The 26,011-nt window shown below is 68.9% G+C and carries 21 protein-coding genes and 5 tRNA genes; 16 read left to right on the top strand and 10 right to left on the bottom strand.

Going from position 1 to position 26,011, the window contains the following annotated elements; all coding sequences use genetic code 11:
• Positions 1–3 precede the first annotated feature (3 nt).
• The 3 genes from ACWCP8_RS19185 (at position 4) to ACWCP8_RS19175 (ending at position 6,275) form a co-directional block, all read left to right on the top strand.
• Positions 4–3,876 (top strand): endo-alpha-N-acetylgalactosaminidase family protein, encoded by a 3,873-nt coding sequence (locus tag ACWCP8_RS19185; protein ID WP_451117050.1) that lies wholly within the window; start codon positions 4–6, stop codon positions 3,874–3,876.
• A 548-nt stretch (positions 3,877–4,424) separates the two neighbouring features.
• Positions 4,425–6,008, top strand: a complete 1,584-nt coding sequence (locus ACWCP8_RS19180; protein ID WP_030928728.1) for an acyl-CoA carboxylase subunit beta — start codon at positions 4,425–4,427, stop codon at positions 6,006–6,008.
• A 63-nt stretch (positions 6,009–6,071) separates the two neighbouring features.
• Entirely contained in the window at positions 6,072–6,275 is a 204-nt protein-coding gene (locus ACWCP8_RS19175) for an acyl-CoA carboxylase subunit epsilon (protein ID WP_451117048.1), read from the top strand.
• Between the two features lie 85 nt (positions 6,276–6,360).
• On the opposite strand, the gene ACWCP8_RS19170 is transcribed toward ACWCP8_RS19175, so the two are convergent.
• The 8 genes from ACWCP8_RS19170 to ACWCP8_RS19135 all read right to left on the bottom strand — a co-directional run bounded on the left by ACWCP8_RS19170 (position 6,361) and on the right by ACWCP8_RS19135 (position 16,869).
• Positions 6,361–6,942, bottom strand: a complete 582-nt coding sequence (locus tag ACWCP8_RS19170) for a GTP-binding protein (RefSeq protein WP_014048542.1) — start codon at positions 6,940–6,942, stop codon at positions 6,361–6,363.
• Positions 6,923–7,564, bottom strand: a complete 642-nt coding sequence (locus ACWCP8_RS19165) for a DUF742 domain-containing protein (protein ID WP_326605937.1) — start codon at positions 7,562–7,564, stop codon at positions 6,923–6,925. The genes ACWCP8_RS19170 and ACWCP8_RS19165 overlap by 20 nt, the downstream gene beginning before the upstream one ends.
• A gap of 89 nt (positions 7,565–7,653) precedes the next feature.
• The gene (locus ACWCP8_RS19160) at positions 7,654–8,067 is read right to left on the bottom strand and encodes a roadblock/LC7 domain-containing protein (RefSeq protein ID WP_267007938.1); all 414 of its coding nucleotides are present in this window, start codon (positions 8,065–8,067) and stop codon (positions 7,654–7,656) included.
• Positions 8,068–8,077: 10 nt separating this feature from the next.
• Entirely contained in the window at positions 8,078–11,263 is a 3,186-nt protein-coding gene (locus tag ACWCP8_RS19155) for a nitrate- and nitrite sensing domain-containing protein (RefSeq protein WP_451117045.1), read from the bottom strand.
• Positions 11,264–11,622: 359 nt separating this feature from the next.
• On the bottom strand, positions 11,623–12,204 hold the full coding sequence (locus tag ACWCP8_RS19150; protein ID WP_326605939.1) for a GTP-binding protein: 582 nt from the start codon (positions 12,202–12,204) through the stop codon (positions 11,623–11,625).
• On the bottom strand, positions 12,185–12,592 hold the full coding sequence (locus tag ACWCP8_RS19145) for a DUF742 domain-containing protein (protein WP_030978706.1): 408 nt from the start codon (positions 12,590–12,592) through the stop codon (positions 12,185–12,187). The genes ACWCP8_RS19150 and ACWCP8_RS19145 overlap by 20 nt, the downstream gene beginning before the upstream one ends.
• A gap of 134 nt (positions 12,593–12,726) precedes the next feature.
• Positions 12,727–13,140 carry a roadblock/LC7 domain-containing protein gene (locus ACWCP8_RS19140; RefSeq protein WP_024495006.1) on the bottom strand — a complete coding sequence of 138 codons (414 nt, stop codon included), beginning with the start codon at positions 13,138–13,140 and terminating at the stop codon, positions 12,727–12,729.
• A 9-nt stretch (positions 13,141–13,149) separates the two neighbouring features.
• A complete protein-coding gene (locus ACWCP8_RS19135; RefSeq protein WP_451117043.1) occupies positions 13,150–16,869 on the bottom strand; it encodes a nitrate- and nitrite sensing domain-containing protein in 3,720 nt (1,239 codons plus the stop codon).
• Positions 16,870–17,447: 578 nt separating this feature from the next.
• Between ACWCP8_RS19135 and ACWCP8_RS19130 the strand changes: the two genes are divergently transcribed.
• The 9 genes from ACWCP8_RS19130 (at position 17,448) to ACWCP8_RS19090 (ending at position 21,350) form a co-directional block, all read left to right on the top strand.
• Positions 17,448–17,636, top strand: a complete 189-nt coding sequence (locus ACWCP8_RS19130) for a hypothetical protein (protein WP_267001453.1) — start codon at positions 17,448–17,450, stop codon at positions 17,634–17,636.
• 82 nt (positions 17,637–17,718) lie between these two features.
• A complete protein-coding gene (locus tag ACWCP8_RS19125; protein WP_451117041.1) occupies positions 17,719–18,504 on the top strand; it encodes a fumarylacetoacetate hydrolase family protein in 786 nt (261 codons plus the stop codon).
• Positions 18,497–19,969, top strand: coding sequence for a glutamate--tRNA ligase (gltX, locus tag ACWCP8_RS19120; RefSeq protein ID WP_352263092.1), 1,473 nt, complete (start codon positions 18,497–18,499; stop codon positions 19,967–19,969). Before ACWCP8_RS19125 ends, gltX begins: the two co-directional genes overlap by 8 nt.
• Before the next feature lie 97 nt (positions 19,970–20,066).
• Positions 20,067–20,786 (top strand): HAD family hydrolase, encoded by a 720-nt coding sequence (locus tag ACWCP8_RS19115; RefSeq protein WP_382835814.1) that lies wholly within the window; start codon positions 20,067–20,069, stop codon positions 20,784–20,786.
• A gap of 87 nt (positions 20,787–20,873) precedes the next feature.
• A tRNA-Gln gene (locus tag ACWCP8_RS19110) sits at positions 20,874–20,945 on the top strand.
• A 24-nt stretch (positions 20,946–20,969) separates the two neighbouring features.
• A tRNA-Glu gene (locus ACWCP8_RS19105) sits at positions 20,970–21,042 on the top strand.
• Positions 21,043–21,102: 60 nt separating this feature from the next.
• Positions 21,103–21,175, top strand: a tRNA-Glu gene (locus ACWCP8_RS19100).
• A 12-nt stretch (positions 21,176–21,187) separates the two neighbouring features.
• Positions 21,188–21,259, top strand: a tRNA-Gln gene (locus ACWCP8_RS19095).
• Between the two features lie 18 nt (positions 21,260–21,277).
• Positions 21,278–21,350 (top strand) — tRNA-Glu (locus tag ACWCP8_RS19090).
• Positions 21,351–21,440: 90 nt separating this feature from the next.
• Here ACWCP8_RS19090 and ACWCP8_RS19085 read toward each other — a convergent pair.
• Positions 21,441–22,082, bottom strand: coding sequence for a MerR family transcriptional regulator (locus ACWCP8_RS19085; RefSeq protein ID WP_352263095.1), 642 nt, complete (start codon positions 22,080–22,082; stop codon positions 21,441–21,443).
• A gap of 100 nt (positions 22,083–22,182) precedes the next feature.
• Here ACWCP8_RS19085 and ACWCP8_RS19080 point away from each other — a divergent pair, with 100 nt between their 5' ends.
• Positions 22,183–22,689: a DUF4188 domain-containing protein gene (locus ACWCP8_RS19080; protein WP_326817818.1), complete on the top strand. Its 507-nt coding sequence runs from the start codon at positions 22,183–22,185 to the stop codon at positions 22,687–22,689.
• Positions 22,690–22,743: 54 nt separating this feature from the next.
• On the opposite strand, the gene ndgR is transcribed toward ACWCP8_RS19080, so the two are convergent.
• Positions 22,744–23,460 (bottom strand): IclR family transcriptional regulator NdgR, encoded by a 717-nt coding sequence (gene ndgR / locus ACWCP8_RS19075; protein ID WP_030928691.1) that lies wholly within the window; start codon positions 23,458–23,460, stop codon positions 22,744–22,746.
• 175 nt (positions 23,461–23,635) lie between these two features.
• On the opposite strand from ndgR, the gene leuC reads away from it, so the two are divergent.
• From leuC to ACWCP8_RS19060, 3 genes are all read left to right on the top strand, one after another.
• Positions 23,636–25,060 carry a 3-isopropylmalate dehydratase large subunit gene (gene leuC, locus ACWCP8_RS19070; protein WP_352263096.1) on the top strand — a complete coding sequence of 475 codons (1,425 nt, stop codon included), beginning with the start codon at positions 23,636–23,638 and terminating at the stop codon, positions 25,058–25,060.
• A gap of 5 nt (positions 25,061–25,065) precedes the next feature.
• Entirely contained in the window at positions 25,066–25,659 is a 594-nt protein-coding gene (gene leuD, locus ACWCP8_RS19065) for a 3-isopropylmalate dehydratase small subunit (protein WP_451117037.1), read from the top strand.
• Between the two features lie 104 nt (positions 25,660–25,763).
• Positions 25,764–25,991, top strand: coding sequence for an SCO5555 family protein (locus ACWCP8_RS19060; RefSeq protein ID WP_030978727.1), 228 nt, complete (start codon positions 25,764–25,766; stop codon positions 25,989–25,991).
• Positions 25,992–26,011 lie beyond the last annotated feature (20 nt).

Raw genomic sequence — 26,011 nt, 5'->3', positions numbered from 1 at the left:
CACATGTCGCGAAGATTCACTTCGGCGGGCGCTGTCGCCGCCGCCTCAGCAGCCGTCCTGGCACTCGTGGGGACCGCACTCCCCGCCGCAGCCGCCACCCCGCCCCCCGCCGCAGCCGGCACGGCCGTCCCCGCGGACGTCGCCGTCATCGGATCCGCGCAGCTCTCGGTCGCTGTCGCCGACGACTTCCCGCGCGTCCTGTCGTACACCGACCGGGCCGACGGCAACCAACTGCTCGGCAGTACGCAGCCGGTGACCGCCGTCACCCTCAACGGTGCCGCACACGCGGTGCAGCCGAAGGGTGCGCCCGAGGTCACGGCCACGACCGCGCGGTACACGCTCACCTTCCCCGACCTGCCCGGCATCGAGATCGACGCCTCGCTCTCGGTCTCCGGACGCACCACCACCTTCAAGGTGACGGCCGTCCGCGACACCGAGGCGTTCCGGGTCGGCACCATCGACATCCCGGGCCACGACCTGGTCTCCGTCGGCTCCACGGACACCGGCGCCGCCACCGCGTTCACCCGCCTCGACCCGGACTCGACGAAGACCGCCGATGTCTTCGCCCGGGTCACCGCGGACACCGCCGCCGACAAGGCGCCGGTCGGCGCCTCGTACGCGATCGTCAACACCGGCTCGCTCGCCGCGGCCGTCGAGTCCAACTCCTCGTACGACAAGCCGTCCGGCGCCACCGGGGGCGATGACGCCCGGTTCTGGCACCAGGCCCGCAAGGCCGACGACGGCACCGTGCGGGTCGGCGTCTGGTCCGGGCAGTGGACCTACCGCGGCGCCGGCGCACCGAAGCCGGAGAGCGGCGCGAACCTGCCCTGGGCCAAGGTCGTCGTCACCCCCGACACCAACGGGGACAAGACCGTCGACTGGCAGGACGGCGCCGTCGCGTTCCGCACCATCGGCGTCACCGCGCCCGGCAGCGACGACACCGCGAACCGGGTGATCACCCACATCCCGTTCAACTTCGCCAGCCAGGCCACCCACCCGTTCCTGCGCACCCTCGACGACGTCAAGCGGGTCTCGCTCGCCACCGACGGCCTCGGTCAGCTGGCGCTGCTCAAGGGATACGCCTCCGAGGGTCACGACTCCGCCCACCCCGACTACGGCGGCAACTACAACAAACGCGCCGGCGGGCTGAAAGACCTCAACACGCTGCTGAAGGACGGCAAGAATTGGGGCGCCACCTTCGGCGTCCACGTCAACGCCACCGAGGCGTACGCGGACGCCCACGCCTTCGACGAGAAGCTCGTCGACAAGACGAAGCCCGGCTGGAACTGGCTCGGCCAGAGCTACTACATCGACCAGCGGAACGACATCAACAGCGGCAGCCTGGCCCGCCGCTTCCAGCAGCTGCGCGACGAGACCGACCCCAACCTCAGCCTGCTCTACATCGACGTCTACTACACGCACGGCTGGATCGCCGACAAGACCCTGCAGTCCGTGCAGAAACAGGGCTGGAACGTCGCCACCGAGTGGGCCGACAAGTTCGAGCGCGGCTCGCTCTGGTCGCACTGGGCCAATGACCTCGACTACGGCGGCGCCACCAACAAGGGCCTCAACTCGCAGATCATCCGGTTCATCCGCAACAGCGAGAAGGACGTCTGGAACAACGACCCGGTCCTCGGCCAGACCGCCATCGACGAGTTCGAGGGCTGGACCGGCGAGACCGACTGGAACGCCTTCTACGACAACATCTGGCAGCGCAACCTGCCCGCCAAGTACCTCCAGCAGCAGAAGATCACCCGCTGGGACGGCAACGACATCACCTTCACCGGTGGTGTCCGGGGCACGGTCGAGGACGGCAGGCGGACCTTCTACGACCACGGCCGCAAGGTGCTCAGCGGCACCGACTACTTGCTGCCGTGGGACGGCGGCAAGAAGCTGTACCACTACAGCAAGTCCGGTGGTACGAGCAGCTGGTCGGTGCCGTCCATGGGCGCGTACACCGTCTACAAGCTCACCGACAACGGCCGGGTCGAGGCCGGCACGGTCCGGCCCGTCGACGGGAGGATCACGCTGACGGCCACCGCCGGACAGCCGTACGTCCTCTACCCGGACCGCGCACCTGCCGCCGCCGACCCGGAGTGGGGCGAGGGCAGCGCGGTCGACGACCCCGGCTTCAACGACAACGGGCTCGACGACTGGTCGAAGACCGGCACCGTCGCCCGTGACACCGACGACGAGGGCCGCAACAGCGCGAAGTTCTCCGGCGAGGGCACAGCCGCCGTCGCACAGCGCATCTCCGGCCTCAAGCCCGGCGCGCGTTACACCGCCTCCGCGCTGATCGAGGTCCAGCCCGGAAAGACCCGGCACACGACGCTCTCGATCGGCGGCAGGTCCGTCGCCGTGGACCGCTCCACGGCCGAGGACTACGTCGCCGCTTCGGACCGGCACGGCACGTACTTCCAGCGGGCCAAGGTGAACTTCACCGCCCCCGCGGACGGCCGCACCACGTTCCGTATCGAAGCGGCCAAGGGCAGCGGCGCGACGGTGCGGGCCGATGACGTACGGATCGTCGCCAATGCCCCGGTGACCAAGAAGAACACCGTCGTGTACGAGGACTTCGAGGACGTCGACCAGGGCTGGGGCCCCTTCCTCAAGGGCGATGCGGGCGGCTCCACCGACCCCCGGACCGTCATCTCCCAGCTGCACGCCCCCTACACCCAGGCCGGCTGGAACGGGAAGCTCGTCGACGACGTGATCGGCGGCAAGGAGTCCCTCAAGGCCCACGAGGAGAACAGCGGACTCGTCTACCGGACCGCGCCCTGGACGGTGCCGATGGCCGACGGCCACCGGTACAAGATCGAGTACGACTACCAGTCAAGCCACGCCGGCGCCTATGAGTGGGTCGCCGGCTACGACCGGATCACGGCCGACGGCAACCCCGACTCGGTCGAGACCCGGACCACCGCGATCGGACAGCAGCGCACCACCGGGCACTTCTCCGAGACCGTCACAGCGGGCTGCGGCGACACCTGGACCGGGCTCCGCAAGCGCGACGACGCACCCGAGGGCGCCGACTTCGTCCTCGACGGGTTCACCGTGACCGACCTCGGTCAGGTCCCCGCCGGTGAGCCGGCAGCCTGCGGCACGCTGAGCGTCGACCCGGCCGCCGAGACCCTGGAGCCGGGCACGGCCAATGTCGTCAAGGCGAGCTTCACCAACTACGAGGCGTCAGCCGCGACCGACGTGTCGGTCGGCCTCACCGTCCCCGACGGCTGGAAGGCGGAGCCCGTGGGCGCCGTCACCTTCGACTCCGTGGCGGCGGGCGCCGAGGTCACCGGCAGCTGGCAGGTCACTCCGCCGGTGGACGCCGAGTACCGGACGTACAGCCTGGGCGCCGAGGCGTCGTACACGGTCGGCGGGGCGGAGCGGACCCTCGGTGCGCAGACGTCCGTACGGACCCTGCCGCCGCCGCCCACCACGGACAGCTGGGCCAGCAACCTGGACTGGACGGCGTCGAGCAACGGCTGGGGACCGGTCGAGCGCGATCTCTCCAACGGTGAGACGGGTGCCGGCGACGGCACTCCGCTGACGATCGGCGGCACCGTCTACACCAAGGGCCTCGGCAGCCACGCCCCGGCGAACATCCGCTACTACCTGGGCGGCAAGTGCACGTCGTTCACCGCCGAAGTGGGCGTGGACGATGTGCAGAAGACCGCGGGCAGCGTGCAGTTCAGCGTCAGGGCCGACGGTGCGGAGAAGGCGAAGTCGCCGGTCCTCAAGGCGGCCGACACCGCCTGGTCGCTCACGGCGGACGTCACCGGCGCGAAGTACGTCGAGCTGGTCGTCGCGGACGGCGGCGACGGCAACGGCAACGACCACGCGGACTGGGGCAACGCACGGTTCCACTGCGGAAGCTGAATGAGCCGGCGGTGAGCAGTGAGCAGTGAGAGGGGTGGGGCCGATCCCGGTCCCACCCCCTTCCCGTTCCCAGGAGCGCGTCCGCGAGGACGTGCGGAAGGGGTGGGGCCGGAAGGCCGGGGTATTCTCACCGGACTCCGCCGTGTCCGCCAAGGACGGTGCGGGTGGGAGAAGTGGATCAGCGGCTGGTTCCACCTCCGTCGGTTCCCGCTCCGTCCGGACGCCCCGGACGTCATGCCCGCGGCCGTGCGGGACGCCTTTCGCGAGGCCGTGCGGCCGGCCATCACCCACTTGGGCGAGCCGGTCGTGGACCGTCCGGAGGACTTCCGGAAGGCGCAGGACGCACAGGCGACGGATGCCCGGGACTCACCGGTGTGTGCAGTACGCCACAGTGAGTCTTTGTGGAGCCTGAACAAACGGGGATGGTCCCGGGCTGGTGGTTCGCCTGCATGGCGCAAGGGTTCTGTCCGGCTCCACCAGGAAACGGGTCGGGAGACTGTGCAGAGTCGACGGCAGGTTTCTCTTGGTCGGCTTCGTAGGGTCGATACATGACCGTTGTGGACGAAACCCCGGGCGAGCCGACAGACACCCGTGGCCGGGTGGCCGAACTGCTGGCACTGCGTGAGCAGGCGCGGCGCGGACCGAGTGACCGGGCGACCGAGGCGCAGCACGCCAAGGGCAAGCTGACGGCCCGTGAGCGCATCGAGCTGCTCCTGGACCCGGATTCGTTCAAGGAGGTCGAGCAGCTGCGCCGGCACCGGGCGACCGGATTCGGGCTGGAGGAGAAGAAGCCGTACACCGACGGTGTCATCACCGGCTGGGGCACGGTCGAGGGCCGCACGGTCTTCGTCTACGCGCACGACTTCCGGATCTTCGGCGGCGCCCTGGGCGAGGCCCACGCCACAAAGATCCACAAGATCATGGACATGGCGATCTCGGCGGGTGCCCCGCTGGTCTCGCTGAACGACGGCGCAGGGGCCCGGATCCAGGAGGGCGTCAGCGCGCTCGCCGGATACGGCGGCATCTTCCAGCGCAACACCCGAGCCTCCGGTGTCATCCCGCAGATCAGCGTGATGCTCGGCCCGTGCGCGGGCGGCGCGGCCTACAGCCCCGCCCTCACCGACTTCGTGTTCATGGTCCGCGAGACCTCCCAGATGTTCATCACCGGACCGGACGTCGTGAAGGCGGTCACCGGCGAGGAGATCTCGCAGAACGGCCTCGGCGGCGCCGATGTGCACGCCGAGACCTCGGGCGTCGCGCACTTCGCGTACGACGACGAGGAGACCTGCATCGCCGAGGTCCGCTACCTGATCGGGATGCTCCCGTCGAACAACCGGGAGAACCCGCCCACCGTGGCGAGCGATGACCCGGCCGACCGGCGCGGCGACGTCCTGCTCGACCTGGTGCCTGCCGACGGCAACCGCCCGTACGACATGCACAAGGTCATCGAGGAGCTCGTCGACGACGGTGACTACCTGGAGATCCACGAGCGCTGGGCCCGCAACATCATCTGCGCCCTGGCCCGGCTCGACGGTCAGGTCGTCGGCATCGTCGCCAACCAGCCGCAGTCCCTGGCGGGCGTCCTGGACATCGAGGCGTCGGAGAAGGCGGCCCGCTTCGTCCAGATGTGTGATGCATTCAACATTCCCATCATCACTCTATTGGACGTACCCGGCTTCCTGCCCGGCGTCGATCAGGAGCACGGTGGAATCATCCGGCACGGGGCGAAGCTGCTCTACGCGTACTGCAACGCCACGGTGCCGAGGATCTCGCTGATCCTGCGCAAGGCGTACGGCGGTGCGTACATCGTGATGGACAGCCAGTCCATCGGTGCCGACCTGACCTACGCCTGGCCCACCAACGAGATCGCCGTCATGGGCGCCGAAGGTGCCGCCAACGTCATCTTCCGTCGGCAGATCGCCGACGCCGAGGACCCGGAGGCCATGCGGATCCGCATGGTCAAGGAGTACAAGGCCGAACTGATGCATCCGTACTACGCCGCAGAGCGCGGACTGGTCGACGACGTCATCGATCCTGCCGAGACGCGCGAGGTGCTGATCGCCTCGCTCGCGATGCTCCGGTCCAAGCACGCCGATCTGCCGTCCCGCAAGCACGGCAACCCCCCGCAGTAGCCGCGGCCGGTGCCCCACCCCGCACAGACCGCCACGCACTGCCGAGAAGACGGAGAGACATTCATGAGCACTACTCCTGCCGAGTCCGTGCTGCGCGTCGAGAAGGGTCTTGCCGACCCCGAGGAGCTGGCCGCGATAACCGCGGTCCTGCTCGCCCGCGCAGCCGCCACCCCCACCGCCCCGGCCCACCGCGGCCGCACCCACGCGGGCTGGCGCCGCCTCGAGCGCACCCCGGGCTTCCGCGCCCCGCACTCCTGGCAGGGCTGACAACGGCCCAGCAGACGGCCCGCAGCACGCGAGAGGCCCCGCACTCCCTCGGGAGTGCGGGGCCTCTTCGTACGGCTGCCGGAGCCTACCGCAGGCGCGCCATCAGCGCGTGCTCCACGAGCGTGATGAGCGCGCTCTTGGCGTCCGCGCGGTGGCGGGCGTCCGTCGTCAGGATCGGGGTGTCGGGGCCGATCTGCAGGGCCTCGCGCACCTCGTCGGGGGTGTACGGCTGGTGTCCGTCGAAGCCGTTGAGGGCGATGACGAACGGCAGTCCGCTGTTCTCGAAGTAGTCGACGGCCGGGAAGCAGTCGGCGAGACGCCGGGTGTCGACGAGGACGACGGCGCCGATCGCGCCGCGGACCAGGTCGTCCCACATGAACCAGAACCGGTCCTGACCGGGCGTACCGAAGAGGTACAGGATCAGGTCCTGGTCCAGGGTGATACGGCCGAAGTCCATGGCCACCGTCGTGGTGGTCTTGTCCCCGGTGTGCGTCAGATCGTCGATGCCGGCCGACGCGGACGTCATCACGGCTTCGGTGCGCAGCGGGTTGATCTCCGAAACAGCACCGACGAACGTGGTCTTACCCACGCCGAAGCCCCCTGCCACCACGATCTTCGCGGAGGTAGTGGAGCGGGCTGCTCCGCCGCTAGAGCTTGCGAAGTCCACTGAGCACCCTTTCGAGCAGTGTCACATCTGGCTGGCCGCCGGCGGACTCGTCGCCGCCGGGCTGATGGATAGCGACGAGTCCGGCCTCGGCCAGGTCGGCTACGAGGATTCGGGCAACGCCGAGGGGGATCGTGAGAAGCGCCGAGATCTCGGCAACCGACTTGATCTCGAAGCACAGCCGGCAGATCCGCTGGTGCTCGGGCAATTGCCCTTGCAGCCGCGACGGATCGGCCGTGGTACTGACCAACGCCTCGATGGCGAGCTGGTATCGCGGTCGGGTCCGGCCGCCGGTCATGGCGTACGGACGGACCAGCGGGTTGTGGGCGGCGGGAGCGGCGGGCTCGGCGGGCCGCCGGGGCTGCACCGTCTGAATGCGGGGCTGCTGGGGCGATTCGATCCGATGCGGGCGCTGAGGGTGCTGCGGCGGCTGCTGCTGCCACCCACCGTCCTGCTGCCACCCGCCGTCCTGCGTCTGCCGGCGCGGGTACGGCTGCTGCGGCTCATAAGGCTGCTGCGAACCCTGTCTGCTGGGTGTGGAGGGGAAGTTGTAACGGTTGTCCCCGTGCTCGCCCGGTACTTGCTGACCACCGTCGTACTGGTGTCCGCCTGGGGGTGTTGCCACAATTCCTCCTCCGACTGCCGGTCCCGATCCCAGTGGGGCCGCGCCACCGCACCTTATGGCGCGGTGGCGCATGACGCACCGTCTGTCTACTAGTTAAGAAGACTTCCCTGCAGTTCGGCACGGAGATCCGGGGTGAGGACCGTGCCTGCACGATCGACCAGAAGGGCCATTTCGTACCCAACCAGACCGATATCGGCGTCCGGGTGGGAGAGAACGGCCAGCGAAGATCCGTCGGAGATGGACATGATGAAGAGGAATCCGCGCTCCATCTCCACAACTGTCTGATTCACCGCGCCGCCCTCGAAGATCCGCGAGGCGCCCGCGGTCAGCGAGGTCAGGCCGGAAGCGACGGCCGCCAGCTGATCGGCACGGTCCCGGGGGAATCCTTCGGACATGGCCAGCAGGAGTCCGTCGGCGGAGACCACCACCGTGTGCGACACCCCGGGGGTGTTGTCCACGAAGTTGGTGATCAACCAGTTGAGATTCTGCGCCGCCTGGCTCATCGGGCTCACACTAACGCTCCTGGTTGTAGGTATTACTTGTGTCCGAACCAGCGTTACGTCCCCGCTGAATGCCCCGTCGCAGGTTGCTCAACCTGCCCCGGACGTCCTCAGGGGCGCGGGAGACCTGAGGGCCGCCCTGCTGGGTCTGCTCCGCCGTGCCCTCGACCAGATTGGCCTTGGGCACTCGCCGGGGAAGTCCGGACGGGGTGACCCCACCCGCCTTCGGCTCCCGGAGCTTCTCGGCCCGCTCCCAGCGCTCGTCGTTCGTCGAGCGCCAGTCGTCGGAGCCGTTCCCGTCCTGCGGCGCGGGCGACGGCCGCTGCGGCAATTCCTGCTGCTGCGGCTGCTGCTGTGCTGCGACGGACTGGTCGTTTCCGCGGCCCGTGGGCTGCCAGTGCTGCTGACCGCCCCGGCGCGGCAGACCGGCATCGGTCATCTCGCGGCCGACGTTCGGGGTGGGACCCGAACGGTCGAAGCCTACGCGCTCCTGCGGCTCGGCGGGAGCGCTCGGGACAGATTCCGGTTCGGCCTGCGATATGGGCTCGTACGCACCCTGGTACGCGCCCTGATCTGCCCACTCTTCCTGGTGGGGCTGGGCGGCGAACTGGTCCTCGTAGCCCCGCTGAGCGCTCTCGGCAGGGGCATATGCCGCTTCCGTATAGCCGCCCTGCGACGGGTACTCGGACTGCTCGGCGTAGCCGCTGTCGCCGCTGTACGTGTCGTAGGAACTGTCGTACGCCGCCTGCGGGTACTGCTCCTGCTGCGGGTCCTGTGCGTACGTGTCCTCGGCGTAGGCGGCGTCCTGGTACGCATTGCCCTGGAACGCGTCTTCCTGGAACTGCGGGCGTTCGCCGCCCGTCTGGGCCTCCAGCGCGGCCCGGCGTTCCTCACGCATCAGCGAACGGCCCACCGGGTCCAGCTGCGCGGGGTCGACCGCCGGGTCCTCGTAACGCGAGTCGTCGAAGCCGAGCTCCGCCGCCGTACGCATCTGGGGCTGGTGCGGAAGCGGTTCGAAGGCCTGCTGCCGCGGGATGATCGAGGAGACCGTGAAGTCGTCCTGCTGGGCGGCGATCGGTTCGAGCTCGCCTCCGCCGCCGTGCGTGATCGCGTCCGGCAGCATGACCAGCGAGGTGGTTCCGGCCTGCTCGCCCGAGGGGCGCAGCTGGACCCGGATGCCGTGCCGGTCGGCGAGCCGGCCGACCACGAAGAGACCCATCCGCTGGGACACCGCGGCGTCCACCGTCGGCGGGTTGGCCAGCTTGTGGTTGATGTCCGCGAAGTCCTCGGCCGTGAGGCCGATGCCCTTGTCGTGGATCTCGACCATCACGCGGCTGTCCGGCAGCCGGGTCGCGGTGACGCGGACCTTGGTCTGCGGCGAGGAGAACGTGGTGGCGTTCTCCAGCAGCTCGGCCAGCAGGTGCACGAGGTCGGTGACGGCCTGGCCGTGGATCTCGGTCTCCGGAACGCCGGAGAGCTCGATGCGCTCGTACGACTCCACCTCGGACGAGGCGGCCCGCAGGACGTCGACCAGCGGAACCGGCTGGTTCCATCGGCGGCCCGGCTCCTCGCCGGCGAGGACGAGGAGGTTCTCGCCGTTGCGGCGCATACGGGTGGCCAGGTGGTCCAGCCGGAAGAGGCTCTCCAGCTGGTCCGGGTCGGCCTCGTTGTTCTCCAGGTCGGTGATGAGGGTCAGCTGGCCCTCGATCAGCGACTGGTTGCGGCGCGACAGGTTGGTGAAGATCGCGTTGACGTTGCCTCGCAGCATGGCTTGCTCGGCAGCCAGCCGAACCGCCTCGCGGTGCACCTGGTCGAAGGCGCGGGCGACCTCGCCGATCTCGTCCCGGGTGGTGATCGGGATCGGCTGGACGCGGGTGTCGACCCGGCCCGGCTCGGTCCGCGACAGCTGGTCGACGAGCATCGGCAGCCGCTGCTCGGCGATCGAGAAGGCGGCGGTACGCAGCTGACGCATCGCGCGACTCATCTGGCGGGCCACGAGGCCGGCCAGGACGAAGGCGGCCAGCAGCGCGATCAGCACGATGGCAGCGTTGACGATGGCGTCGGTCTTGGCGCTGGACGAGATGTTCGCGGCCTCGGTCACCGCCTTGTCGACGAGCTCTTCCTCGACCGTGGTGTAGCCGTCGAACTTGGCGGTGGAGGCAGCCATCCAGGTGTCGGGCGTGATGCCCTTCGCCGCCAGCTCCTCGGGCGACTTGCCGAGGCCGATCTGCTGGGCCATTCCGTCGAAGACCGAGCCGTCGATGCTGGGCGGCGCGACGAACGGCACACCTGCCGCGTCCGCCTGCGCCTTGGCGGCCTTCAGTTTCTTTGCGCCCTCGGCCGCCTTGGCGGTCATGACCTGCTTCAGGCGGACCGAGTCGGCCTCCGTACCACCGGAGACGTACTCGCCAAGTGCGATCTGCTCCAGGTAGTTGTACGAGCCGAAGGCCTTGACCTGGGCACCGAACTTGGCGCCCTCCTGGCTCGGACGCACGAGCAGGTGCATTCCGATGGAGCGCTGAAGCGATTCTGCGGCCTTGGCCAGCTCGATCGCGTAGACCGTGCGGCCGTAGCTGGTGATGTTGCCGGTGCCGAGGCCGAGCTCGTTGCAGAACTCCATCAGGGAGTGCTGGACCCTGACGTAGCCCTCTTCCGTCTTCACCGGGTCCATGGCCTCGGCATAGGCGGCCTTGCGCAGCTCCGGGAGCTTGGGCTCCTCCTGCTTGAACAGCTGGAGACGGCGCTGCAGGCCCTCCTTCTTCGGCATGCCCTGCACGGCCTCGTCGAACTTGGCGGCGGCCGCGTCCGTGGTGGCGTACACCTGGTCGACGGCGGCCGCGTCGCGCTTGTTCGACAGCAGTGGCTGGGCGGAGAGGTCACGCTCGTTGAGCAGTGCCTGTCCGTACTCCGAGGCCGCGCGCACGATCAGCGCGGTCTTCTCGGCGTCCTGTGCCTCTCTCCAGGTGTCGATCGACCCCTTCACCTGGAAGCCGCCCATGATCAGGCCGACCAGGACAGGGATCAGAAGGATCGCGTTCAGCCGGGTGGGCACCCGCCAGTTGCGCGGGGACAGCCGACTCGTGCTGCCGCCGGCCGGTGCCTCTTCGGACACTTCGGCGGTTGGCGCCGCGCTGCGCGGCGGCGGGGTGAAGTTGCCCCGCTCCTGCTGCGCCGCGGAGCCCTCGTTGCTACGCCTCACTCGACCAACAACCTCTCGGCGTCGGCACCTACGCTGTGCCGTTTTTCGTTCAGGGCCGTACTACTCGGGAGTTTCGTCGAATTGCAGCACGGGGACCGGCTGCGTTCCAAACAGTCGGAATCAGCCATTCCGAGTGGTCCAAGCCTCAGATAAAACGGGCATAAAGAGCGAGCCCCGTCAAAAGGCGGGGCTCGTGTGAGCACAGCGACACCAGGCGAATGCATCGGGTGTTGAAGCCGGAGTAATTCTCTGTCGAAACGTTATGAATACGGGGGCGGATCGTGTCGAAGGACACAGTCCACCCCCGTGCGACTACAGCAACTTCCGTATCCCCATACCGACTTGCGGCGAGCCTACGGCTACTTGAGCCGAGCCATCAGCGCATGCTCGACCAGCGTGATCAGGCCGCTCTTCGCATCGCCGCGGTGGCGGGCGTCCGTCGTGATGATGGGGGCGTCGGGGCCGATCTGCAGGGCCTCGCGCACCTCGTCGGGGGTGTACGGCTGGTGTCCGTCGAAGCCGTTGAGGGCGATGACGAACGGCAGTCCGCTGTTCTCGAAGTAGTCGACGGCCGGGAAGCAGTCGGCGAGACGCCGGGTGTCGACGAGGACGACGGCGCCGATCGCGCCGCGGACCAGGTCGTCCCACATGAACCAGAACCGGTCCTGACCGGGCGTACCGAAGAGGTACAGGATCAGGTCCTGGTCCAGGGTGATACGGCCGAAGTCCATGGCCACCGTCGTGGTGGTCTTGCCGCCTGTGTGCGTCAGATCGTCGATGCCCGCCGACGCGGACGTCATCACGGCTTCTGTACGCAGCGGGTTGATCTCCGAAACGGCACCGACGAACGTGGTCTTACCCACGCCGAAGCCACCCGCCACCACGATCTTTGCGGAGGTAGTGGCTCGGGCCGCACCGCCGCTAGAGCTTGCGAAGTCCACTGAGCACCCTTTCGAGCAGTGTCACATCCGGCGCGCCGCCGGCCTCTCCGTTGCCCGGCTGGTGGATGGCCACCATGCCGGCTTCCGCCAGATCCGCGACAAGGATCCGGGCCACACCGAGCGGCATCGACAGCAGCGCCGACACCTCGGCCACCGACTTGACCTCACGGCAGAGGTGGCAGATCCGCTGGTGCTCCGGGAGCAGCGTCCCCAGGTGCGCCGGGTCGGCCGTGGTCGATACCAGCGCCTCTATGGCGAGCTGGTAGCGCGGCCGGGTCCGGCCGCCGGTCATGGCATACGGACGGACCAGCGGCTGATCGCCTTCACCTTCGTACGACGCGTGGTGCAGTGCGCCGTACGGATCGGGTGAGGCGGGTGGCGGGGTCATGAATCCTCCGGGCGTGACAGCTTGGTGTCGGCTTGCCGTCTGAAGGGGCCGGTGGGGGGCTGAAGCGGCCGGACGGTCGAGGGTGGGAGTGCGGTACCTGGGGGGATCGCGTCGGTCACCGGTTCATGGCCGCCTCAGTGGAGCAGGCTGCCCTGGAGCTCGGCGCGGAGATCGGGGGTCAGTACTGTTCCCGCGCGGTCGACCAGCAGGGCCATCTCGTACCCGACCAGACCGATGTCGGCGTCCGGGTGGGCAAGAACGGCCAGCGAGGAGCCGTCCGAGACGGACATCAGGAAGAGGAACCCGCGCTCCATCTCGACCACGGTCTGGCTGACGGCGCCGCCCTCGAAGATCCGGGAGGCGCCCGCGGTCAGCGAGGTCAGCCCGGAAGCGACGGCCGCCAACTGGTCGGCACGGTCCCGCGGGAATCCTTCGGACATGGCCAGCAGGAGTCCGTCGGCAGACACCACCACCGTGTGCGACACCCCAGGGGTGTTGTCCACGAAGTTGGTGATCAACCAGTTCAGATTCTGTGCGGCCTGACTCATCGGGCTCAACTAACGCTCCTGCTGGTGAGTGGGGCCGAGTGGGAAACTGCCGGTCGACGAGCCGTTGTTGGCCTGCCGACCCTGCTGGATACCCCGGCGGAGATTGGTCAGTCGCCCGCGCACATCATCGGGCGCACGCGAAACCTGAGGTCCCGACTGGTGACTCTGCTGCTGGGCGGTGCCCGGCACCAGATTGGCACGCGGCACCCGGCGAGGCAGACCGGAAGTGGTGATTCCGCCTGCTGCGGGCTTCTTGGCCCGCTCCGCCTGCCGGACGAGTTCGTCGTTCGGCGAGGTACGCCAGGTACTTGTGGTGGCGCCCGCGTCACCCGCACCGCGACGCGGCATCGGTGCAGCGGGACGGTCCTGCGGGGTCTGCTGCGGGACGGACGGCGCCTGCGGCCCGGCGGGCGGCTGCTGACCGCCCTGCTGCGGGCCGTGGAACCAGTTCGTCTCCAGGGTGTCGTACAGCGGCGTACGACCGTCCCCGGGGCCCGCCGGAGGCAGCGCCTCGGACTGCGGCTGCGGCGGCAGGACCGGACGGTACTGCGCCTCACCCGTGGGAGCGGTGGCCGGACGCGGGGCACGGAAGTCCTCGTCGTCCCGGCCGCGCGGACGCGGAGCCGGCAGCCCCTGGTCCTGCGACGGCTGCGGACGGCCGAAGTCCGGACGGGCGAACTGCGCGGTGCCCGCCGGGTCCTGGTGCTGCGGGGGGTGGGCCTGCGGGGCCGGTGCCGAGAAGTCCGGGCGGGCGAACTCGGCGGTGGAGCCGGGGCCCTGCCGGTCGTCCAGCGGGGGACGCTGGCCCATGGCCGGGTTCATCGGCCGCTGGAACTGGCCGGTGGACTCGGGCTCCTCGTGACCGCGCGGGGCGTCGAGCGGATTGCGCCGCGGCACCGACGGGTTCTCGGTGCCCCAGCTGGTGGTCTGCGCGCGCTGCGGCTGCGGGTTGCCACCGGGCAGTTCGGCACGGGGACCACCGACGGGCGGCAGCTGACGGCCGGGGATGCCCGGGCCGCCGGACTGCTGGAAGCCGCCCTGGCTGTCGGGGGCGTTGTGCCGGGCCTGCTGCGGCTGCGGCGCCTGCCGTCCGGCCGGACCGTTCTGGTGGCCGGGCTGACCGGGCTGGTCGTACTGCCCCGGCCGGCTCTGACCGAACAGGTTGGACTGACCCTGCTCCGTACGGCCGGGATCGCCCTGGCCGCCCGGTGCGCCGAGCCGTGCGCCGCCGAGGGCGCCGGGGAGCCCACCGCCCTGACGCGGCGGTTCCTGCCGCGCGAAGTCCTGCGGACCGGTGCCGGAGAGCCCAGCACTCTGGAACCCGGCGTTCTGCTGACGCTGCTGGTTCGGCTGCGGCTGGCCCTGCTGATTCGGCTGGCCCTGCTGGTTCTGCGGCTGGCGAGGACCGCCGCCGTCACGCGCCGGCAGTGCGGCCCGCGGACCGGAGCCCGCACCGACCTGTCCACGCTGCGCACCGGCAGCCGCGCCGAGGCCCGGCCGGTTGCCGGTGCCGGCAACGGCGCCGTTGCCACCGGCGCGCTGCTGACCCGCGGCCGGCTTCGGTGCCGGCTGCTTGCCGCCGTGCGCGACATCGACAGGGAGCATGACCAGCGCGGTCGTGCCACCGGAGTCGGACGGCCGCAGCTGGATCCGGATGCCGTGACGCAGGGACAGCCGGCCGACCACGAACAGACCCATGCGGCGCGAGACCGAGACATCCACGGTGGGCGGCGAAGCAAGCCGCTCGTTGATCGCCGCGAGGTCCTCGGGGGAGAGGCCGATACCGGTGTCGTGGATCTCCACGAGCACCCGGCCGTCGGGCAGTGCGTGACCGGTGACCCGGACCTTCGTCTGCGGAGAGGAGAACGACGTGGCGTTCTCCAGCAGCTCGGCGAGCAGGTGCACGAGGTCGTTGACCACTCGGCCGGCGACCTCGGTGGCGGGCACCGCGGCCAGTTCGATGCGCTCGTACTGCTCCACCTCGGAGGCGGCGGCGCGGAGAACGTCGACCAGCGGCACGGGGCGGGTCCAACGGCGGCCCGGCTCCTCGCCCGCGAGGACGAGGAGGTTTTCGCCGTTACGGCGCATACGGGTCGCGAGGTGGTCGAGCTTGAAGAGGGACGACAGCTGGTCCGGGTCGGCCTCGCGCGACTCCAGTTCGGAGATGAGGGAGAGCTGACGCTGGATGAGACCCTGCGAACGCCGCGAGAGGTTGGTGAACATCGCGTTGACGTTGCCTCGCAGCAGCGCCTGTTCGGCGGCGAGGCGGACGGCCTCGCGGTGCACGTCGTCGAAGGCCGCGGCCACCTGGCCGATCTCGTCACGGGAGTGCACACCGACCGACTCGACCGAGGTGTCGACGTCCTGCGGGTCCGCCTCGGAGAGCTGCTTGACGAGCTCCGGCAGACGGTCCTGGGCGACCCGGGTCGCGGTGTCCTGCAGCCGCCGCAGCGAACGGATCATGGACCGGGCGACGACGAAGGCGCCGACCAGCGAGACACCGAGCACCAGCAGGATGAGCGCACCGCTGATGATGGCTTCGCGCTGCGACGCGTCGCGGAGCTCGCGAGCCTTGCTATCCATGTCGCTGAGGAGGATCTCCTCGATGTTCTTCATCGCCTGGATCTTGTTGGAGCTCTGGTCGTACCAGTCCAGGTACGAACGCGGCTCCGTGCCCGCCATGCCGGTGGGGCTGTCCAGCACCTTCTCCGCGTAGCTGTCGGCGGCCTTGATCTCCGGGTTGCCGTTCTCCAGTGTCGCCGTCAGTTCCTCGGCGTTCTGTCCCGTGGCCGTGTAGGTCACGGTGAACGACCTCAGCGCCAGCGTCTCCTTGTGGAGGGCGGCGCGGCCGAACTGCCGGTCGTTCTGGTCGAGGTGCGATCCCTTTTGGCCACCGCCACCCGGTAGCGCCGCGGCGATGATCGCACGCTGGACCGACGCGTACTCCTTGGCGGAGGAGAACGCCGCCAGGGCACGGGTCCGCTTGATCATCTCGGGGTTGCTGGTCGCCTGCGCCATGTCCTGGGAGAGGCTCAGCAGCGAGGTGATCAACTGGCTGTACGCATCGACGGTCTGGAGGCTCGGGCTGCCCTTCGCATACGCCTCCTTGCGTATGTCACGGATCTGTCCGAGCTGGCCGGCGATCTGCTGAACGCTCGCGTAGATGCCTTCGAGGGCCTCGTCGCCGCCGGTGTTGCTGATCCCGGTCGTGGCGTCGAAGAACGAGGCCTTCGCCCGGTCGGTCCTCTTGCGCGGTTCGGCGATCTTGGCTTCGTCGGCCTTGACCCCGTTGGACAGCGGACCGGCCGACCGGTCGCGCTCCTCCTGGAGCGCCTGGGCGAGCGTGGTCGCCTGCTTGGTCATCTGGGTGAGCAGCTGCATGTGATCCAGCTGCTGGATGTCGTTCATGGAGTCGTTGATACGCAGGCCACCCAGGGTGGTCGCGGCGACTACAGGAAGAGCGAGCAGCGAGACCAGGCGCGTACTGATGCGCCAGTTGCGAAGAGCGATTCGCGAGCCCGTGTTGACGGGGCCCCGGGGCTTGAGTGGAGTGATCGGACCGGCGCTGCTGCTCGCCGTGACGGCCGAGCGCGGGGAGCGCTCGCCGGCGTCGCCGGCCGCGGCCGGTCCGGGGTTCTGGGCGTGCTGGGGCGAGGAACCGCGGTCGGTCCCGCCGTGCGGCTCCTGTTCCGCCGCCGCGCTGCCATCCCTCTTGAAACGTCCCTGCACTAGCGTCGCAACCTCTGGACCAGGCGTCCCCCCGCGTAGACGGGCGGGACGGTGTCGGCGTCGTGGGGCGTTTTTCCCGCCCCATGGTGGTCGTGAGTGACCGGCGCTCTTCCCCTTCCCGCCGCCACTCGGCGCTGCGTTGCGCCCCTGCGCGCCGGCCTGAAACCCGCGGCGGTTCGTGGAATTCCAGCACAGTGCCGGATCTCCAACAAGGCCCCCGCGTGACGCTGTGACCGGAGTGACTCGTTGTGATGGAGAGGTGACAAGTCGTAGAGAGTGTTTACGGGCAAACAGGTTCATTGCGGGCGCATGTGGTGGGGGTGAGGGGTGTCCCAGTCGACATGATCAGCAGCGGAATGGTTCATTCAGTGATGCAATGTCCGTTTCTTCGATCAAGATCGAGCGCCCGGAATGGGGTAATTGTCGACTACTTCGTGAGCAAACTCACATGATGATCGTCGCCTCTTCCGGGGATCCGGAGGGAATTGGATGTTTAGCCTGACGCTTTACAGGGATGGCAAATCCGACAACCGGCGCCCCTCCGGGCGGCGCCCATACCGACAGGGTCTTAACGGCAGATGAAGACGACGATGATGTTCCGCAACATTGCCAACCCCCGGCGCACCACGCTGGCGCACCTCAAGGACGCCGAAGCGCTGCAGACGCCGGATCAGCCGGAGCACGCCGTCGACCTGCCGACGCAGACGGCCAACCCGCGTCGCACCATCCTGATGGAAGCCCCTGCCATGGCCGCCACCGCCGAGTAATGCGCGCGATTGTCCCCCTCACCCGCGTTAGCCTGGGGCGTCAGTCTTCAGCCAGCCAGCAAGTGAGGGGCGACAGCATCCCGTGCGCATCGCCAGGTTCTCCATCGACGGCAATGTCGCCTTCGGCGCGGTTGAGGGCGACGGCACCGTCGACTCCGGTGACCTCGTCCTCGACATCATCAAGGGCATCCCGTACGCCGACTTCGAGCTCTCCGGCACCAAGGTCCCGCTGAGCAAGGTCCGACTGCTGCCGCCCGTGCTCCCCAACAAGATCGTGGCCATCGGTCGCAACTACGCGGAACACGCCGCGGAACTCGGCAACGAGGTCCCGGACGTACCGGTGGCCTTCTTCAAGCCCACCACGTCGGTGATCGGCTCCGGGGACGCCATCGAGTACCCCTCCTTCTCCAACGAAGTGCACTACGAGGCCGAGCTGGCCGTGGTCATCGGCCGGATGTGCCGCGAAGTGCCGCGTGAGCGCGTCAAGGACGTCATCCTCGGCTACACCTGCGCCAATGACGTCACCGCCCGCGATGCCCAGAAGCGCGAGAAGCAGTGGGCCCGGGCCAAGGGCTTCGACACGTCCTGCCCGCTCGGCCCCTGGGTGGAGACCGACCTCGACCCCAGCGACCTCGCCATTCAGACCACGGTCAACGGCGAGCAACGTCAACTGGGCCGTACGAGCGAAATGATCCGCTCCATCGAGGATCTGGTCGTCCACATCACGGAGGCCATGACGCTGCTCCCGGGCGATGTGATCCTCACCGGCACTCCGGCAGGGGTCGGACCCCTGCATGTCGGCGACGAGGTCGCCGTCTCCATCGAAGGCATCGGCACTCTCACCAACAAGGTGATCAAGCGTGGCTAACACAAGCGTCCGCGTACGTTTCTGTCCCTCCCCGACCGGCAACCCCCACGTGGGCCTGGTCCGCACCGCCCTCTTCAACTGGGCCTTCGCCCGGCACCACGGCGGCACCCTGGTCTTCCGTATCGAGGACACCGACGTGGCCCGCGACTCCGAGGAGTCGTACGACCAGCTGCTCGACTCGATGCGCTGGCTCGGCTTCGACTGGGACGAGGGACCCGAGGTCGGCGGCCCGCACGCCCCGTACCGGCAGTCGCAGCGCATGGACATCTACAAGGACGTCGCCGCGAAACTTCTCGCCGGCGGGTACGCGTACCACTGCTACTGCACCACCGAGGAGCTCGACACCCGCCGCGACGCCGCCCGCGCCGCCGGCAAGCCGTCCGGCTACGACGGCCACTGCCGCGACCTGTCCGCCGAGCAGACCGCCGCGTACGAGGCCGAGGGCCGGACGTCCATCGTCCGCTTCCGGATGCCCGACGAGGCGCTCACCTTCACGGACCTGGTCCGCGGCGAGCTGACCTTCCAGCCGGAGAACGTGCCGGACTACGGCATCGTCCGGGCCAACGGAGCCCCGCTCTACACGCTGGTCAACCCGGTCGACGACGCGCTGATGGAGATCACCCACGTCCTGCGCGGCGAGGACCTGCTGTCCTCCACCCCGCGCCAGCTCGCCCTCTACAAGGCGCTCATCGAGCTGGGCATCGCCAAGGGGACCCCCGCCTTCGGTCACCTCCCGTACGTCATGGGCGAGGGCAACAAGAAGCTCTCCAAGCGTGACCCGCAGGCCTCGCTCAACCTCTACCGCGAGCGCGGTTTCCTGCCCGAGGGGCTGCTCAACTACCTCTCCCTGCTGGGCTGGTCGATCGCCGAGGACCGCGACATCTTCTCGATCGAGGAGATGGTGGCCGCGTTCGACATCAAGGACGTCAACGCCAACCCGGCGCGCTTCGACCTGAAGAAGTGCGAGCACATCAACGCCGAGCACATCCGCATGCTCGACGTGAAGACCTTCACCGAGGCGTGCGGCCCCTGGCTGAAGGCTCCGTTCGCCCCCTGGGCCCCGGAGGCCTTCGACGCCGCCCGGTTCGAGGCCATCGCCCCCTACGCCCAGACCCGCGTCACCGTCCTCTCGGACATCACGGCCAACGTCGACTTCCTCTTCCTCGACGAGCCGGTCGAGGACGAGGCGTCCTGGGCCAAGGCGATGAAGGAGGGCTCCGACGCCCTGCTCGTCACCGCCCGGGCCAAGCTGATCGAGTCCGAGTGGAACGCCGAGGCGCTCAAGAACGCGATCCTTGCCGCCGGTGAGGAGCACGGCCTGAAGCTCGGCAAGGCCCAGGCCCCGGTGCGCGTCGCCGTCACCGGCCGCACGATCGGTCTGCCGCTCTTCGAGTCCCTTGAGATCCTGGGCCGCGAGAAGACCGTGGCCCGGATCGACGCGGCACTGGCGAAGCTGGCTGCGTAAGCGTCTCCTGCACGCCCGAAGGGGGCGGCCACCGGTTCTTTCCGGTGGCCGCCCCCTTCCATGTGGCTGAGCCCCGGCTGAGCGGTAGCGTGGCCTCATGCCGATCCGAGCCGTGATCTGGGACATCGACGACACGATCTTCGACTACACGGGCGCCGACCGTGTCGGTATGCGCAAACATCTGGCGAGCGAGGGTCTGCCCGGCGGATACGCGTCCGTCGAGCAGGCCCTCGAGGCATGGCGGGCCATCACCGACGTCCAGTGGGCGCGTCTCGCCGCGGGGGAGACCGACTTCCAGGGGCAGCGCCGGGACCGGGTCCGCGCGTTCCTCGGGCGGTCGCTGACGGACGCGGAGGCCGACGACTGGTTCGGCCGGCACGTCGTCCACTACGAGGCCGCCTGGGCGCTCTTCCCGGATGCGGTGCCGGCTCTGGACCTGCTGGCCGGCCGCTACCGGCATGCCGTCCTGTCGAACTCCAGCATCCACAACCAGGACCGCAAACTGCGCACCCTAGGCGTGCGGGACCGCTTCGAGGCCGTGGTGTGCGCGGTGGAGCTCGGCATCTCCAAGCCCGAGGCCGGGGCGTTCCACGCCGCCTGCGACGCGCTCGGGCTGGCGCCGCAGGACGTCGTGTACGTCGGCGACCACCCGGACATCGATGCCGGTGGGGCGGTGGCGGCCGGACTGGAAGGGGTCTGGCTGGACCGGGACGGGCGTGGCGGACGGCCCGAGCTGGTCCGGATCACCGGCCTTGATCAGCTCCCCGGACTGTTGGCGGGCAATACCCGTTTTGGAGCGTCGGACACCTTCAGGTAATGTTCTTCCTGCGCCGCCCGAGCGGGCCGAAAGATCCGGCCGGGAAGCGCAAGCCGAACAAAATCCCTTCTGGGGGTTGAGTTTTGGTGGGCTATGGTGTAATTGGCAACACTACGGTTTCTGGTACCGTCATTCTAGGTTCGAGTCCTGGTAGCCCAGCGCAGAGCTTCATCTGTAAAACACGCCCCCGTTGTGTAGCGGCCTAGCACGCTGCCCTCTCACGGCAGTAGCGCCGGTTCGAATCCGGTCGGGGGTACAGATCCTTCCCGCGAGATCATCTGGGTCGCACCCACGATCTCGATGCAGGATCGCTAGGGCCCCCGTTGTGTAGCGGCCTAGCACGCTGCCCTCTCACGGCAGTAGCGCCGGTTCGAATCCGGTCGGGGGTACTTGTAACACCATGGGCTATGGTGTAATTGGCAACACTACGGTTTCTGGTACCGTCATTCTAGGTTCGAGTCCTGGTAGCCCAGCGCAAGATGCAGTATCGCGCCCCCGTTGTGTAGCGGCCTAGCACGCTGCCCTCTCACGGCAGTAGCGCCGGTTCGAATCCGGTCGGGGGTACAACAGAGCAGAAAACCAAGGGCCCTTCACTTCGGTGAAGGGCCTTTAGTCGTATGTCCAGGGCCCGTTGTGCGCGGGGACCCGCTCTGGTCAGAGGCCGTACCGCCGGGCCGACTCCTCCTCCTGGGCCAGTCTGCGCAGCGCCAGCAGCAGCGGCTCGTAGAGCACCACCGAGGCGACCGCCATCTCCACCTGCTCCGCGCCCGCCGGATAGGACTCCATCATGTCCAGGTCGTGGACGGCCACTTGCTCCATGAGGCGGGCCTGCTCCGCCAAGTACTCGATGTCACAGGGGTAGCCGAGCCTGATGAGAGTGGCCATCGACGCGACAAGTGCGCGATGTACGGGGTCCAGTGAGCCGAGTTCCTGTACGAACGCCCAGCCGAGCCGGTCGAGAAGCCGGTCGACCTCGTGGCGTGCCACGGCCGTCTCCGGGGCGTCCTCGTCCGGCTCCGGGCCGTGCGGCAGGGACCACAGCGCCGCGCCGAGGCGGATCGTCCGGCCGAGGGACTCGTCATCGACATGTGCCAGTACTTCGCGGGCCGTTGCCACCGGAAGGCGGCCGACCTGGATCAGTGCCCGCACCAGACGGAGCCGGCGCAGATGGCTCTCGTCGTACTCGGCCTGGGTCGCGCTGACGCGTTCACCGGGCGGCAGCAGCCCCTCACGCAGGTAGTACTTGATCGTCGCGGTCGTGACGCCGCTCCGCTTGCTCAGTTCCGACAGTCGCATGTCCGGTGCCTTCCCTTGCGCCGCCCCTTGGGCAGTGTCACTATCCAATCATTGGATAGTGACGCTCTCCAACGATTGGCCACGAGACAGGGGGCACTGCATGTTTGCGAAGCCGATACCTGGGCGGACGACCGCGGCCGCCGAGGGAGAGGTGGTCGTGCTGCTCATCGGGATGCGCATCAACCACTTCTGGGGCGTGCACCACTGGCTGCCGGTCCTCGCCGCAATGCCGCGCATGCTGCGGGAGTTGAGCCGGGACAGGAGTCGCGGACTGCTCGGCTACACACTGCTCACCGGGTCGCCGAGGACGTACTACGTCGTCCAGTACTGGGAGTCGAAGGAGAAGCTGTACGCGTACGCGAGCGCTCCCGACATGTTCCACCGCAAGGCCTGGGCGATGATGAACCGCAAGGAGAAGAAGTCCAGGCAGCACGTGGGGCTGTGGCACGAGACGTACATCGCACCCGAGGGGGCGTACGAATCGATCTACGCCGACATGCCGCCGTACGGACTGGCTGCGGTGACCGGTGTGCTGCCCGTCGAGGGGCGGGGCCGTCGCGCGGCGGATCGTCTCGCGCATCGCTCGGTCACGGAGCGAAAGGGCTGAGCAGGGCCGCCACGACGCTGGGGCGGCCTTTCGGATCAGGGGAAAACGAGTACGTCAGCCGTTGCGGCGCAGGGCCTCGCTCAGCCGCGCGGCCGAGTCGATGACCGCCTGGGCGTGCATCCGGCCCGGGTGGCGGGTCAGCCGCTCGATCGGTCCGGAGACCGAGACGGCGGCGACCACCCGGTTCGACGGGCCGCGCACCGGCGCCGAGACCGAGGCGACGCCCGGCTCCCGCTCGCCGATCGACTGGGCCCAGCCTCGCCGCCGGACGCCGGAGAGTGCCGTCGCCGTGAAGCGGGCGCCCTGGAGGCCGCGGTGCAGGCGCTCCGGCTCCTCCCAGGCCATCAGGATCTGGGCCGACGAGCCGGCCTTCATGGTGAGCGTGGAGCCGACCGGCACGGTGTCCCGCAGTCCGGACAGCCGCTCCGCGGCCGCCACGCAGATCCGCATGTCGCCCTGCCTGCGGTAGAGCTGCGCGCTCTCGCCGGTGATGTCACGCAGGTGTGTGAGCACCGGGCCGGCCGTCGCCAGCAGGCGGTCCTCGCCGGCCGCGGCCGCGAGCTCCGCCAGCCGCGGGCCGAGGATGAAACGGCCCTGCATGTCCCTCGCCACCATCCGGTGGTGTTCCAGTGCCACGGCCAGTCGATGGGCCGTGGGTCGTGCGAGCCCGGTCGCCGCGACCAGCCCGGCGAGGGTGGCCGGACCGGACTCCAGGGCGCTCAATACCAGAGCTGCCTTGTCGAGAACGCCGACGCCGCTAGAGTTGTCCATACGACGATACTCGCGTCTCACTCTGTGAAACGCAAGTTCAATTTTCCGCAGAAGTTGCGAACCTGTAGGGGCGGCCACACAACGGCCCGAAGCCACCGCCCCGCACGGGGGTCCGGACGGCGGCGCACCGAAATCTCTAGTTGGGCCGGCGAAGATGCCGGCCGGAGGGAAAGCGATGGGTAGGACACTCGCGGAGAAGGTCTGGGACGACCATGTCGTCCGGCGCGCCGAAGGTGAGCCCGACCTCCTCTTCATCGATCTGCACCTGCTGCACGAGGTGACCAGCCCCCAGGCCTTCGACGGCCTCCGTCAGGCCGGACGCCGGGTGCGGCGCCTCGACCTCACCATCGCCACCGAGGATCACAACACCCCGACCCTCGACATCGACAAGCCCATCGCCGACCCGGTCTCCCGCGTCCAGTTGGAGACGCTGCGCAAGAACTGCGCGGAGTTCGGCGTACGGCTGCACCCGCTGGGCGACGTCGAGCAGGGCGTCGTGCACGTGGTCGGCCCGCAGCTGGGGCTGACCCAGCCCGGCACCACTGTCGTCTGCGGCGACTCCCACACCTCCACGCACGGCGCGTTCGGCGCGCTGGCATTCGGCATCGGCACCAGCCAGGTCGAGCACGTGCTGGCCACCCAGACGCTGCCGCTGGCCCGTCCGAAGACGATGGCGATCACCATCGACGGCGAACTGCCCGACGACGTGACGGCCAAGGACCTGATCCTCGCGATCATCGCCCGGATCGGCACCGGCGGCGGCCAGGGCTACATCCTCGAATACCGCGGCTCCGCCATCGAGAAGCTCTCGATGGAAGCCCGGATGACCATCTGCAACATGTCGATCGAGGCGGGCGCCCGGGCCGGCATGATCGCCCCGGACGAGACCACGTTCGACTACCTGAAGGGTCGCGACCACGCCCCGCAGGGCGAGGACTGGGACGCCGCCGTCGCGTACTGGAAGACGCTGCGCACGGACGAGGACGCGGTCTTCGACGCCGAGGTCGTCATCGACGCCGCAGAACTGGCCCCGTTCGTCACCTGGGGCACCAACCCCGGCCAGGGTGCGCCCCTGTCGGCGAACGTCCCCGACCCCGCTTCCTACGAGGACGCCTCGGAGCGGAACGCCGCCGAAAAGGCCCTGGAATACATGGGGTTGACTGCCGGGCAGCCGCTGCGCGAGATCGACGTCGACACCGTCTTCGTAGGCTCCTGCACCAACGGCCGCATCGAGGACCTGCGTAACGCGGCCTCGATCCTGGACGGCCGCAAAGTCGCCGACGGCGTACGGATGCTGGTCGTCCCCGGCTCGGTCCGGGTCGCCCTGCAGGCCGTCGAGGAGGGCCTGGACAAGGTCTTCACCGCGGCCGGCGCCGAATGGCGGCACGCGGGTTGCTCGATGTGCCTCGGTATGAACCCCGACCAGCTGGCCCCCGGCGAGCGCTCCGCCTCGACCTCGAACCGTAACTTCGAGGGCCGGCAGGGCAAGGGCGGCCGTACTCACCTGGTCTCCCCGCAGGTCGCCGCCGCCACCGCCGTGCTGGGCCACCTGGCCTCGCCGGCCGACCTGTCCGACGCCCGTACGTCCGCCGGAGTCTGAGAATCATGGAAGCTTTCACCGCACACACCGGCCGGGCCGTCCCGCTGCGCCGCAGCAACGTCGACACCGACCAGATCATCCCCGCCCACTGGCTGAAGAAGGTCACCCGCGACGGCTTCGAGGACGGACTCTTCGAGGCCTGGCGCAAGGACGAGAACTTCGTCCTCAACCGCCCCGAGCGGGACGGCGCCACGGTCCTGGTGGCGGGTCCCGACTTCGGTACCGGTTCGTCCCGCGAACACGCCGTCTGGGCCCTGCAGAACTACGGTTTCAAGGCCGTCATCTCCTCCCGGTTCGCCGACATCTTCCGCGGCAACTCGCTGAAGAACGGCCTGCTGACCGTCGTGCTCGACCAGAAGGTGGTCGACGCGCTCTGGGGGCTGACCGAGGCCGACCCGAAGGCCGAGATCAGCGTCGACCTGGAGGCGCGCCAGGTCCGCGCCGAGGGCATCACCGCCGACTTCGAGCTCGACGAGAACGCCCGCTGGCGACTGCTGAACGGGCTGGACGACATCAGCCTCACCCTTCAGAACGAAGCGGACATCGCGACTTATGAGGCGGCAAGGCCGACCTTCAAGCCGCGTACAATTGACGCCTGAGCAGCGCGTTTCCAGTACTGCGCCCTCTGCCTTCTGGTAGAGGGCGCAGTCGCTTGTTGAGACCCCGTCGGGCGACAACTCGCCCCAGATGGCACAATCGGTGCATGGAACGCGACAGCCAACTCAAGCTTTACGGCCAAGTCGCCGACCAATTGAAGGAAGCGCACGCAAGAGTGCGCGCACTGCAAGTCCCGGAGGGCGTAAGGATGGCGCTGTCCCGGAAGCTGTTGGTCGTCACGGCCGCGGCGAAGCACGATCTACCGGATGCGGCAAGGCGTCTGGACCGGTTGATGAAGGACCTCGATGAGGGCCGATTCCCCGAAGGTGACTGACTCTGCGGAACTGCGCAGCG

The sequence above is a fragment of the Streptomyces sp. NPDC002206 genome (genome assembly GCF_053593595.1).
The sequence above is the reverse complement of the archived record's forward strand: the minus strand, read 5'-3'. Positions and strand labels throughout refer to the sequence as shown.